Below are 12,079 nucleotides of genomic sequence, written 5' to 3'. Positions count from 1 at the left end.
TCCAGGACGGAGCACTTGAGGCGCGGCGCGCAAGCCAGTAATCTGCGCGCCCCCTCGATCAGGGCAGAACGGATTCTGCCTGCGTTTACTGACCGCTCAGTCAATGAATACGGGCGGTTGGCGAACGTGTTGCCAGCCTGAAAGACCCTTTTCATCCGTTCAGAACGAAGTCGAGCAGGAAGGTTTTGCCAACCCGGAAAAGTTGGCCCAACCCTTGCCAAACAGCTGTGGCCTATCGAAAAAAGCTGACTCAAAAGACAAAAAGCGCCAACAACGAGCGCAGACAACAGATCAAACAAGGGAGCGACACTCGCAATGCGTACCATCAACAGCCTGATCCTTGCTGGCGGCCTGCTGGCCTGCGGCACCACCTTCGGCGGTGACTTGCTGCAATGGCAGAACAACAGCCTGACCTACCTGTGGGGCAAGAACTTCAAGGTCAACCCGCCAACCCAGCAAACCGTGACCTTCGAACATGCCGATGGCTGGAAGTACGGCGACAACTTCATCTTTGTCGACAAGATCTTCTACCAGGGCCAGAAGGACGAGGGCAACGGCCCGAACACCTACTATGGCGAGATCAGCCCACGCCTGTCGTTTGGCAAGATCTTCGACCAGAAGCTGGAGTTCGGCCCGGTCAAGGACGTGCTGCTGGCCATGACCTACGAGTTTGGCGAGGGTGATACCGAGTCGTACCTGATCGGCCCGGGCTTCGACCTGGCCATCCCCGGTTTCGACTACTTCCAGCTGAACTTCTACAACCGCACCACCGACGGCAGCCGTGCCGGCGACAATGTGTGGCAGATCACGCCGGTGTGGTCGTATACCATCCCGGTGGGGGATTCCGACGTACTGATCGACGGCTTCATGGACTGGGTGGTCGACAACGACCAGAACCGCCGTGGTACCTACCACGCCAACCTGCACTTCAACCCGCAGATCAAGTACGACCTGGGCAAGGCGCTGCACTTTGGCGAGAAGCAGTTGTACGTGGGTGTGGAGTATGACTACTGGAAGAACAAGTACGGCATCAAGGACAGCGATGCCTTCACCACCGACCAGAACACCATGAGCTTCCTGGTCAAGGTGCACTTCTGACCTGAGCCCTCGGGGCCGCGCTGCGGCCCATTCGCGGGCACGCCCGCTCCCACAGGGTCCGCGCTCGGCCCAAGGCAGACACTGTACCTGTAGGAGCGGGCGTGCCCGCGAACCGGGGCAGCGCCCCGGCCAGGCCGCTCAGTTGGCCGGCCGCACCCGGCGCCACAGCTTCTCGGCCACCGTCACTATCGCCAGCACCACGGCCCCGGCCACCACCCCGGCCACGCCATTGAGCAACGCCACGGTAAGCCCACCACCGCGCCCCTCGCTGAACGCTTCGACCGCATGATGCAGCGGCGCGATGCCATGCACCAGAATCCCGCCACCCACCAGGAACATCGCCGCCGTGCCGACCACCGACAGGCCTTTCATCATGTAGGGTGCCGCGCGCAATATGCCATTGCCTACCGCCTGAGCCACGCCCGACGCCCGCTTGGTCATCCACAGCCCAAGGTCGTCCAGTTTGACGATGCCGCCCACCACCCCGTAAACACCCAAGGTCATTACCACTGCGATTCCCGACAGCACGATGACCTGCTGTGGCAGCGGCGAGTCGGCGACGATGCCCAGGGTAATGGCGATGATTTCCGCCGACAGAATGAAGTCGGTACGCACGGCCCCTTTGATCTTGGCTTTCTCATACGCCACTAGGTCGACATTGGCATCGGCCACAGCCTGTTTGCGCGCAGCCTTTTGCGCCTCGTCGTCTTCTTTGCTGTGCAAGAACTTGTGCGCCAGCTTCTCGAAGCCCTCGAAGCACAGATACGCGCCGCCCAGCATCAGCAAGGGCGTGACCGCCCAAGGGATGAAAGCGCTGATCAGCAGGGCCGCCGGTACCAGAATGGCCTTGTTCATCAACGAACCCTTGGCCACCGCCCACACCACCGGCAGTTCACGATCGGCCCGCACACCCGTCACCTGCTGGGCATTGAGCGCCAGGTCATCGCCCAGCACGCCTGCGGTTTTTTTTGCTGCCACTTTGGTCATCAGCGAAACATCGTCCAGCAACGTGGCGATATCGTCGATCAGTACCAGTAGACTGCTTCCTGCCATGTTTGCCTGCATCCGAATGAGTAAATGCCCAGAATTCTAGCCCAAAGCCGCTGCCTTGAGCGCCCGTCGGGCCCGGTGCTACCATGCCCGATCCCTCTTAGAGGTGGCCAGACACGAGGAAGATCCCTGACCATGAGCACCATTCGCGAGCGCAACAAGGAATTGATCCTGCGCGCAGCCAGCGAGGAATTCGCCGACAAGGGCTTCGCGGCCACCAAGACCAGCGATATTGCGGCCAAGGCCGGCTTGCCCAAGCCGAACGTGTATTACTATTTCAAGTCCAAGGACAACCTCTACCGCGAGGTGCTGGAAAGCATCATCGCGCCGATCATGCAAGCGTCCACGCCGTTCAATGCCGACGGTGACCCGAAAGAAGTGCTGAGCGCCTACATTCGCTCGAAAATCCGCATTTCCCGCGACTTGCCCCATGCCTCCAAGGTATTTGCCAGCGAGATCATGCACGGTGCCCCGCACCTGTCACCGAACCAGGTGGCGCAGTTGAACGAGCAGGCCCGGCACAACATCGAGTGTATCCAGCGCTGGATCGACAACGGGCAGATCGCCCATGTAGATGCGCACCACCTGATGTTCAGCATCTGGGCGGCCACGCAGACCTATGCCGATTTCGACTGGCAGATTTCTGCAGTGACCGGCAAGGCCAAGCTGGCCGACAGCGATTATGACGCAGCAGCCGAGACCATCATCCGCATGGTGCTCAAGGGCTGTGAGCCCGAGGTGGCCTGACAGGGCCAGTGGGGCTGCTTTGCAGCCCTTTCGCGACACAAGGCCGCTCCTACAGGGTTACGCGATTCCCCGTAGGAGCGGCCTTGTGTCGCGAAAGGGCCGCAACGCGGCCCCGGCTATCTTGAGCTTTACGCCGCTACTCCGGCATCCGCCAGCAACCCCACCTCCTCGATCGCACTGATCGCGCACTGTTCGTCGATATCCGACGTATCGCCGCTGATCCCGACAGCACCCAGTACCTTGCCGTCCTGATCACGAATCAGCACGCCCCCCGGCGCCGGCACTACCGGCCGTTCACCCATTCCATTCAGCGCGGCAAAAAACGCCGGCCGCTGCTGCGCATCCAGCGCCAGCAAGCGCGAGCCCTTGCCCAGGGCTATCGCACCCCAGGCTTTGCCGGTGGCCACTTCCGGGCGGATCAGGCTGGCGCCATCTTCGCGCTGCAGCGCCAGCAGGTGGCCGCCAGCATCCAGCACCGCCACGGTCAGCGGCGCCGCGTTGATCTCGCGGCCCGCCGCCAGCGCGGCATTTACCAGCCCAACGGCGACTTTCAGATTCAAAGCGTTCATGAAAAGGTCCTCTTCTTGTTGTGAGAAGCCCTGAGGGCAGTTGAAAACCGATGAACAAATAGAACACAACGAAGATTATTTTTGTATACAATATTTTGAAGCGATCGTATGCGATCACGCAAACTCCCGTTTTCATGGGCGCTCTGAGGAAAGCCAAGTCAACCGATGAAAACCCATTGACCTACAGCGCCAGGCGTGAATACACTCTATCGCAAAGCAAGTTGTATACAATTACAAAATCAATGAGGCACAAACCATGAGCAAAATGAGAGCAATCGATGCAGCCGTTCTGGTCATGCGCCGTGAAGGTGTAGATACCGCGTTCGGCATCCCGGGGGCTGCCATCAATCCGCTGTACTCGGCCCTGAAGAAAGTCGGTGGCATCGATCACGTCCTCGCTCGCCACGTCGAAGGTGCCTCGCACATGGCTGAGGGCTACACCCGCGCCAACCCGGGCAACATCGGTGTGTGCATCGGCACCTCCGGCCCTGCCGGCACCGACATGGTCACCGGCTTGTACAGTGCCTCGGCCGACTCCATTCCTATTCTCTGCATCACTGGCCAGGCCCCGCGTGCGCGCCTGCACAAGGAAGACTTCCAAGCTGTCGATATCACCAGCATCGTCAAGCCGGTGACCAAGTGGGCGACCACGGTGCTGGAGCCAGGCCAGGTGCCTTACGCCTTCCAGAAAGCCTTCTACGAAATGCGCACCGGCCGCCCAGGCCCGGTGCTGATCGACCTGCCGTTCGACGTGCAGATGGCCGAAATCGAATTCGACATCGACGCCTACGAGCCGCTGGCCATCAACAAGCCTGCCGCCACCCGCGTGCAGGCCGAAAAAGCCCTGGCCATGCTCAATGACGCCGAGCGCCCGCTGCTGGTCGCCGGCGGCGGCATCATCAACGCCGACGCCAGCGACAAGCTGGTGGCGTTCGCTGAACTGACCGGCGTACCGGTAATCCCGACCCTGATGGGCTGGGGCACTATCCCGGACGACCACGCGCAGATGGTCGGCATGGTCGGCCTGCAGACGTCGCACCGCTACGGCAACGCCACCCTGCTCAAGTCGGACCTGGTGTTCGGTATCGGTAACCGCTGGGCCAACCGCCACACCGGCTCCGTGGACGTCTACACCGAGGGCCGCAAATTCGTCCACGTGGACATCGAACCGACCCAGATCGGCCGCGTGTTCACCCCGGACCTGGGGATCGTTTCCGACGCTGGCAAGGCGCTGGACGTACTCCTGGAAGTCGCCCGCGAATGGCAAGCCGCTGGCAAGCTGAAATGCCGCAAGGCGTGGCTGGAAGACTGCCAGCAGCGCAAGGCCAGCCTGCAGCGCAAGACCCACTTCGACAATGTGCCGGTCAAGCCGCAGCGCGTGTACGAAGAAATGAACCAGGTGTTCGGCAAGGACACCTGCTACGTCAGCACCATTGGCCTGTCGCAGATTGCGGGCGCGCAGTTCCTGCACGTGTACAAGCCACGCCACTGGATCAACTGCGGCCAGGCCGGCCCGCTGGGCTGGACCATCCCTGCGGCACTGGGCGTGGTCAAGGCCGATCCGCAGCGCAAGGTCGTGGCGCTGTCGGGTGACTACGACTTCCAGTTCATGATCGAAGAGCTGGCGGTGGGCGCACAGTTCAACCTGCCGTACGTTCATGTGCTGGTGAACAACGCCTACCTGGGCCTGATCCGCCAGGCGCAGCGTGGCTTCGACATGGATTACTGTGTACAACTGGCGTTCGAGAACATCAACTCGACCGACGCTGCCACCTACGGCGTTGACCACGTGGCCGTGGTCGAAGGCCTGGGCTGCAAGGCCCTGCGCGTGTTCGAACCGGCCGAGATCGCCCCTGCCCTGATCAAGGCGCAGAAGATGGCCGAAGAGTTCCGCGTACCGGTAGTGGTCGAGGTCATTCTCGAGCGCGTCACCAACATTTCCATGGGCACCGAGATCAACGCGGTCAACGAGTTCGAAGACCTGGCGCTGGTCGGCAACGACGCGCCAACCGCCATCTCGATGCTGGACTGATCGCCTGACGCCCCCAGGCATGCCCTGGGGGCCTTCACCGCAAGGAGACACCTATGCCTCGCTTCGCTGCCAACCTGTCCATGCTGTTCACCGAACAGGACTTCCTGGCCCGCTTCAAGGCTGCCGCCGATGCTGGCTTCAGCGGCGTCGAATACCTCTTCCCGTACGACTACAGCGCGGCTGAAATCAAGCAGCAGCTGGACGCCAACGGCCTGACCCAGGTGCTGTTCAACCTGCCGGCGGGTGACTGGGCCAAAGGCGAGCGCGGGATCACCTGCCACCCCGACCGCGTCGAAGAATTCCGCGCGGGGGTCGACAAGGCCATCGAGTACGCCAAGGTGCTGGGCAATACCCAGGTCAACGCCCTGGCCGGTATTCGCCCACAAGGCCTGCAGTGTGCCGACGTGCGCAAGACCTTCGTCGCCAACCTCAAGTATGCCGCCGAAAAACTCCAGGCCGCCGGCATCCGCCTGGTCATGGAAATGATCAACACCCGCGACATCCCTGGCTTCTACCTCAATACCACCCAACAAGCCCTGGAAATCCAGGCCGAGGTGGGCAGCGACAACCTGTTCCTGCAGTACGACATCTACCACATGCAGATCATGGAAGGTGACCTGGCCCGGACCATGGAAGCCAACCTGAAGTTGATCAACCACATCCAGTTGGCCGACAACCCCGGCCGCAACGAGCCAGGCACCGGGGAGATCAACTACCGCTTCCTGTTCGAACACCTGGATCGCATCGGCTACCAGGGCTGGGTGGGCGCGGAATACAAGCCGCTGACCACCACCGAAGCAGGCCTGGGCTGGCTGAAGACCCATAACGCAATCTGAACGGCTGACCGCTAGCGCCCTGTGAAACACGAAACCCTGTGGGAGCGGGCATGCCCGCGAACACCGGCATAGCCGGTGCCATCCACCGAGTCGCCTGTTTCGCGGGCATGCCCGCTCCCACAGCTTGAGACACCACAAATACAAAGAGGCATATTCTCATGGCTAAAATCGGTTTCATCGGCACCGGCATCATGGGCAAGCCCATGGCCCAGAACCTGCAAAAAGCAGGGCACAGCATTTTCGTTTCCACCCACCACGACGCCGCGCCAGCCGACCTGATCGCCGCCGGTGCAGTGGCCCTGGCCAACCCGAAAGAAGTGGCCCAGGAAGCCGAGTTCATCATCGTCATGGTGCCGGACACCCCACAAGTGGAAAGCGTGCTGTTCGGTGACAACGGCGTGTCCGAAGGCGTGGGCCCGAACAAGGTGGTGATCGACATGAGCTCGATCTCCCCTACCGCCACCAAAGCCTTCGCCGAAAAAATCAAGGCCACCGGCGCCGCCTACCTGGACGCCCCGGTGTCCGGTGGCGAAGTAGGTGCCAAGGCCGCCACCCTGAGCATCATGGTTGGCGGCTGCCCGAACGCCTTCGAGCGCGCCCTGCCACTGTTCCAGGCCATGGGCAAGAACATCACCCGCGTGGGTGGCAACGGTGACGGCCAGACCGCCAAGGTGGCCAACCAGATCATCGTTGCCCTGAATATCCAGGCTGTCAGCGAAGCGCTGCTGTTCGCCGCCAAGAACGGCGCCGACCCGGCCAAGGTGCGCGAAGCACTGATGGGTGGCTTTGCCTCGTCGAAAATCCTCGAGGTGCATGCCGAGCGCATGATCAAGGGCACCTTCGACCCGGGCTTCCGCATCAACCTGCACCAGAAAGACCTGAACCTGGCCCTGCAAGGCGCCAAGGAGCTGGGCATCAACCTGCCCAACACCTCCAATGCCCAGCAAGTGTTCAACACGTGCCAGGCCCTGGGTGGCGGCAACTGGGACCACTCGGCGCTGATCAAGGGCCTGGAGCACATGGCCAACTTCTCGATCCGCGACGACAAGTAAGTCATCACTGGCCTCTTCGCGGGCATGCCCGCTCCCACAGGTACTGCGCAGGCCTGCGGGCCACGATATTCCTGTGGGAGCGGGCAAGCCCGCGAAGAAGCCAACACCGCTGAGCCTGCGACCACAGGCCCAAAGGTGGCACCGAGCAACACCCGCCCCTGGTTCGGCCTGCACGGAGGCAGTTCCAGGGGCGTTTTTGATTGTGCAGAACAACAACAATTGGGAGCCTGCCATGTCGGTCGATCCGCAAAAAATTCTCCGCGACCTGTTCGACACAGCCATCGCCGCCGCCCACCCCCGTCAAGTTCTCGAACCCTACCTGCCCGCCGACCGTAGCGGCCGGGTCATCGTCATCGGCGCCGGCAAGGCCGCAGCCGCCATGGCCGAAGTGGTCGAGAAAAGCTGGCAGGGCGAAGTCTCCGGCCTGGTCGTCACCCGTTACGGCCACGGCGCCAACTGCCAGAAAATCGAGGTGGTCGAAGCCGCCCACCCGGTCCCCGACGCCGCCGGCCTGGCCGTGGCCAAGCGCGTGCTGGAGCTGGTCAGCAACCTCAATGAAGAAGACCGCGTCATATTCCTGCTCTCCGGCGGTGGCTCTGCCCTGCTGGCCCTGCCCGCCGAGGGCCTGACCCTGGCCGACAAGCAGCAGATCAACAAGGCACTGCTGAAATCCGGCGCCACCATCGGCGAGATGAACTGCGTGCGCAAGCACCTCTCGGCGATCAAGGGCGGGCGCCTGGCCAAGGCTTGCTGGCCGGCCATGGTCTACACCTATGCCATCTCCGATGTACCCGGCGACCTCGCCACGGTGATCGCTTCCGGCCCCACCGTGGCCGACCCGAGTACCTCGGCCGATGCCCTGGCCATTCTCAAGCGCTACAACATCGAAGCGCCAAAAGCGGTGATCGACTGGCTCAACAACCCGGCCTCGGAAACCGTCAAGGCCGACGACCCGGCCCTGGCCCGCAGCCACTTCCAGCTGATTGCCAAGCCCCAGCAGTCGCTGGAAGCCGCCGCAGTCAAAGCTCGCCAGGCAGGCTTCAGCCCGCTGATCCTCGGCGACCTGGAAGGCGAATCGCGGGAAGTGGCCAAGGTGCATGCCGGCATCGCCCGGCAGATCGTGCTGCACGGCCAGCCGCTGAAGGCGCCCTGCGTGATCCTGTCCGGTGGCGAAACCACCGTGACCGTGCGCGGCAATGGCCGTGGCGGGCGCAATGCCGAGTTCCTGCTCAGCCTCACCGAAAGCCTGAAAGGGCTGCCGGGCGTGTACGCCTTGGCCGGAGACACCGACGGTATCGACGGTTCGGAAGAGAATGCCGGCGCGCTGATGACCCCAGGCAGCTACGCCAGCGCCCAAGCCCTGGGCCTGTCGGCCAGTGATGAGCTGGACAACAACAACGGCTATGGCTACTTCGCCGCGCTGGACGCGCTGATCGTCACCGAGCCGACCCGCACCAACGTCAACGACTTCCGCGCCATCCTGATCCTCGAGACTGCCCAATCATGACGCCTGATAAAAAAGTGAAGATCCTCGCCACCCTCGGCCCGGCGATCGAAGGCATCGACGACATCCGCCAACTGGTCGAAGCGGGGGTGAACATCTTCCGCCTCAATTTCAGCCACGGCGAACACGCCGACCACGCCCTGCGCTACCAGTGGATCCGCGAAGTCGAGCAGCAGTTGAACTACCCCCTGGGTATTCTCATGGACCTGCAAGGGCCCAAGCTACGGGTCGGCCGCTTTGCCGAAGGCAAGGTCCAGCTGCAACGCGGCCAGGCCCTGCGCCTGGACCTGGACAACACCCCGGGCGATAACCGCCGGGTCAACCTGCCGCACCCCGAGATCATCGCCGCCCTGGAGCCAGGAATGGACCTGCTGCTGGACGACGGCAAGCTGCGCCTGCGGGTAACCGCCAAGCACAGCGACGCAATCGACACCGAAGTGCTGAACGGTGGCGAGCTGTCGGACCGCAAGGGCGTCAACGTACCGCAAGCGGTGCTCGACCTCTCGCCGCTCACCGAAAAAGACCGCCGCGACCTGGCCTTTGGCCTGGAGCTGGGCGTGGACTGGGTCGCCCTGTCGTTCGTGCAGCGCCCTGAGGACATCGTTGAAGCGCGCCAGCTGATTGGCGGCCGCGCCTACCTGATGGCCAAAATCGAAAAACCGTCGGCAGTCGAGCACCTGCAAGCCATCGCCGAACTGGCCGACGCCATCATGGTGGCCCGCGGGGACCTGGGCGTGGAAGTGCCGGCCGAAAGCGTGCCGCAGATTCAGAAGCGCATCATTGGCACCTGTCGCCAGCTGGGCAAGCCGGTGGTGGTGGCCACGCAGATGCTCGAATCGATGCGTTTCTCGCCGGCACCGACCCGTGCAGAAGTCACCGACGTGGCCAACGCCGTGGCCGAGGGTGCCGACGCGGTGATGCTGTCGGCCGAAACCGCCTCGGGGGATTACCCGCTGGAGGCTGTGCAGATGATGAGCAAGATCATCCGCCAGGTCGAGAACGGCCCGGACTACCAGGCGCAGCTCGACGTCGGCCGGCCCAAGGCCGAAGCCACCGTGTCGGACGCCATCAGCTGCGCGATCCGCCGTATCAGCGGCATCCTCCCGGTGGCGGTGCTGGTCAACTACAGCGAGTCGGGCGCCTCCACCCTGCGCGCTTCGCGTGAACGGCCACGGGCGCCGATCCTGAACCTTACGCCCAACCTGAACACCGCGCGGCGCCTGAGCGTGGCCTGGGGTGTGCACTCGGTGGTCAATGACCGCCTGCGCCAGGTGGATGAGGTGGTCTCCACGGCCCTGGAAATTGCCCAGGCACAAGGCATGGCCAGCCGGGGCGACACACTGCTGATCACTGCCGGGGTGCCGTTCGGCAAGCCAGGGTCGACCAACACGCTGCGGATCGAAACACTGATCTAAGCCACTGCATAGACCCTGTGGGAGCGGGCGTGCCCGCGAATGCGTCAGTCCAGGCAACTTCGTTGACCCTGCTGGCCCTTTCGCGGGCACGCCCGCTCCCACAGGGTCGGTGGTGAAGCAAAGAATCGCGGAAAAACGAGGCCCAAAGAGGCCCACCGCTCCCCATCCACTTCACTGACTGCCCCATGTACAGCAAACATTTCGCCAACCCGTGCCCTGACTGGGCCACGGCGTTACTCAACGGCTTCAGCCAGGTGCTGCTGCTGCGCAACCCCCTGTGCGGCCTGTGCTGCCTGCTGGCCATCCTGCTGACTGCGCCCGACCTGGTCGGCGGCGCCCTGCTCGGCGCCCTCGCCGGCCTGCTCACAGCCCAGCGCCGCGGCTACGACCGTGCCGACCGCCAGGCCGGGCTGTACTGCTACAACGGCGTCCTGATCGGCATCCTGATCAGCGCCGTGCTGCCCTGGTCGGCCATCCTGCCGCCACTGGTCATCGCCGCCGGCGGCCTGTCCAGCATCATCACCCACCAGTGGCGCAAGCGCGGTGGCAAGCTGCTGGTTGCCTATACCGCACCGTTCGTGCTGTTGGGCTGGGGCACGCTGTTGCTCGCCGAACCCTCGATGACCGGTTTCGTCGAAGCCGAACCGGTGTACGCCCTGGCCCGCGGCATAGGGCAGATCTTCCTGCTCGACCAGCCGTTGGCCGGGTTGCTGATCATCGTCGGCATGTTCATCGCCCTACCCTATGCGGCGATGTGGGCGGTAATTGGCTCGGCCATCGGGGGCGGCATGGCGCTGCTCACAGACCAGGCGCAAGCAGCGTGGATGGGCCTGGCTGGCTTCAACGCCGCGCTGGCGGCGCTGGCCTTCAGCAGGCAAGGCGAAAAACCCTGGGTGACGTTGCTGGCCATCGCTCTGGCCTTGCTGCTGCAACCGCTGTTCATGCTGCTGCCTGTAGCCGGCCTGACCGCGCCTTTTGTCGCCGCATGCTGGCTGATGCACACATGTGCGCACATTGCAGAGCAGTATCAACGCCGTATGTCTTCGACATAATCATTTGGCACTGCCCTCTCTCCTGCAGTTGAAACTGCCCCCCGCCTGGCTGGGTTGATGAAAGCATGGGTGGGTGGCACAATCTCGACCCTCTCGAAACCTTTTAACAGTAAGTGCCCCCCCCTGGCTCTGGACGTTGCAGGGATATGAGTATCGTCCTTTTTGAAGTAAACACCCGATAGCTCGGCAAGTGGCGACTGAGCCACGACCTGTGCATCGATTCTCGGTGAGTTACCGGTGAATTCGAAAGTTGTAAAAGTTTCACTGTGAACCTTGATAACCTGCAAAGACTTGCCTTTGTATTCTGCTTTGGCAAGCGGCTTCAAATGGGCTTTCAAATCCCTCTTAGTCAAGCCGAACCGCGAAAGATGTCCCGTCAAGCCCGTCCTCTGTCCCATCTGCCCTGATGGGTCGACTTTGTTCACAGGGTCACCAGTGCAGTAGGAATACGCATTGATACCCCCCTCACCAAATGGACTGATGCTGTCGGGACTCGTGAAGCGCATCAGCGATGGCGCGTAACACCGATAACCCTGTCCCAGCAGATAGCCTGAAAGATATTGATCGAACACTTGGCCTGCGTAAGCCAATATGTTCAAAGGTGACGAACCTGCCAGGTAGCCAAATGGCGAATAGGCGTTAGCCTGATTGGGTTTTATTTTCAAAGAGATCATGACCGCTCCAGTTGCCACCTCTGCCCCCCATGCTCTCCCCAAAGCACAAG

At 62.5% G+C, this 12,079-nt stretch carries 11 protein-coding genes; 8 read left to right on the top strand and 3 right to left on the bottom strand.

The window, feature by feature from the left end; genetic code table 11:
* Positions 1-315: 315 nt before the first annotated feature.
* A complete protein-coding gene (locus K4A76_RS08290; protein WP_009683938.1) occupies positions 316-1,098 on the top strand; it encodes an outer membrane protein OmpK in 783 nt (260 codons plus the stop codon).
* 138 nt (positions 1,099-1,236) lie between these two features.
* Here K4A76_RS08290 and K4A76_RS08285 read toward each other — a convergent pair whose 3' ends face one another.
* Positions 1,237-2,151, bottom strand: a complete 915-nt coding sequence (locus K4A76_RS08285) for a DUF808 domain-containing protein (protein WP_274411918.1) — start codon at positions 2,149-2,151, stop codon at positions 1,237-1,239.
* A 132-nt stretch (positions 2,152-2,283) separates the two neighbouring features.
* Here K4A76_RS08285 and K4A76_RS08280 point away from each other — a divergent pair, with 132 nt between their 5' ends.
* Positions 2,284-2,895 (top strand): TetR/AcrR family transcriptional regulator, encoded by a 612-nt coding sequence (locus tag K4A76_RS08280; protein ID WP_054911348.1) that lies wholly within the window; start codon positions 2,284-2,286, stop codon positions 2,893-2,895.
* A 128-nt stretch (positions 2,896-3,023) separates the two neighbouring features.
* Here the strand turns inward: K4A76_RS08280 and K4A76_RS08275 are convergent, their stop codons facing one another.
* Complete coding sequence (locus tag K4A76_RS08275; RefSeq protein WP_274411917.1) at positions 3,024-3,464, bottom strand: GlcG/HbpS family heme-binding protein; 441 nt, start codon at positions 3,462-3,464, stop codon at positions 3,024-3,026.
* Between the two features lie 256 nt (positions 3,465-3,720).
* Between K4A76_RS08275 and gcl the strand changes: the two genes are divergently transcribed.
* The 6 genes from gcl (at position 3,721) to K4A76_RS08245 (ending at position 11,355) form a co-directional block, all read left to right on the top strand.
* Complete coding sequence (gene gcl / locus K4A76_RS08270; RefSeq protein WP_054881315.1) at positions 3,721-5,496, top strand: glyoxylate carboligase; 1,776 nt, start codon at positions 3,721-3,723, stop codon at positions 5,494-5,496.
* A gap of 53 nt (positions 5,497-5,549) precedes the next feature.
* Positions 5,550-6,332: a hydroxypyruvate isomerase gene (gene hyi / locus K4A76_RS08265; protein ID WP_054911350.1), complete on the top strand. Its 783-nt coding sequence runs from the start codon at positions 5,550-5,552 to the stop codon at positions 6,330-6,332.
* 158 nt (positions 6,333-6,490) lie between these two features.
* Entirely contained in the window at positions 6,491-7,384 is an 894-nt protein-coding gene (locus K4A76_RS08260; protein WP_274411916.1) for a 2-hydroxy-3-oxopropionate reductase, read from the top strand.
* A gap of 232 nt (positions 7,385-7,616) precedes the next feature.
* The gene (locus K4A76_RS08255; protein WP_274411915.1) at positions 7,617-8,891 is read left to right on the top strand and encodes a glycerate kinase type-2 family protein; all 1,275 of its coding nucleotides are present in this window, start codon (positions 7,617-7,619) and stop codon (positions 8,889-8,891) included.
* Positions 8,888-10,303 carry a pyruvate kinase gene (gene pyk / locus K4A76_RS08250; RefSeq protein ID WP_054881312.1) on the top strand — a complete coding sequence of 472 codons (1,416 nt, stop codon included), beginning with the start codon at positions 8,888-8,890 and terminating at the stop codon, positions 10,301-10,303. The genes K4A76_RS08255 and pyk overlap by 4 nt, the downstream gene beginning before the upstream one ends.
* A gap of 185 nt (positions 10,304-10,488) precedes the next feature.
* Positions 10,489-11,355, top strand: a complete 867-nt coding sequence (locus K4A76_RS08245; protein WP_110677362.1) for an urea transporter — start codon at positions 10,489-10,491, stop codon at positions 11,353-11,355.
* Here the strand turns inward: K4A76_RS08245 and K4A76_RS08240 are convergent.
* Positions 11,331-12,029, bottom strand: a complete 699-nt coding sequence (locus K4A76_RS08240; protein ID WP_110677364.1) for an RHS repeat-associated core domain-containing protein — start codon at positions 12,027-12,029, stop codon at positions 11,331-11,333. The two genes, K4A76_RS08245 and K4A76_RS08240, sit on opposite strands and share 25 nt — an antisense overlap.
* Positions 12,030-12,079 lie beyond the last annotated feature (50 nt).

The organism is Pseudomonas sp. NEEL19, assembly GCF_028751975.1.
Taxonomy (GTDB): domain Bacteria; phylum Pseudomonadota; class Gammaproteobacteria; order Pseudomonadales; family Pseudomonadaceae; genus Aquipseudomonas; species Aquipseudomonas juntendi.
Note: the sequence above shows the minus strand (reverse complement) of the source record. Positions and strands in the feature narration are given on the sequence as shown.